Origin of the sequence: Gordonia sp. DT219 (assembly GCF_049847065.1) — a bacterium.
Lineage (GTDB): Bacteria > Actinomycetota > Actinomycetes > Mycobacteriales > Mycobacteriaceae > Gordonia.
Genome location: NZ_JBNCNR010000135.1, coordinates 1 through 221 on the forward strand (window position 1 = coordinate 1; position 221 = coordinate 221).

General features: G+C 69.7%; 1 pseudogene. It reads left to right on the top strand.

What is annotated here, in order from left to right:
• Positions 1 to 216, top strand: a pseudogene (locus ACPXB3_RS22750) (hypothetical protein); the annotation flags it as partial.
• Between the last annotated feature and the right edge of the window lie 5 nt (positions 217 to 221).

Genomic DNA, 221 nt, shown 5'->3' on the forward strand with positions numbered 1-221 from the left:
ACGATCACCGATCCCGAGCATGTGGCCGCGGCGAAGGTGTTGCGCCGCAACTACACTCAGAACCAGCGTGCCCGCCATGAGGCGGCTGCGGCGGGGCGTCTGCTCCCGGCCGACCCAGGTTTGGTGCGTGATCCGGGCAGCTACGACGCCCTGTTCGGGATCGACTTCGATCCCGACCCAGCCACCCGGGCGGCGACCGACGGCCAGGTGGCGTGATGGCT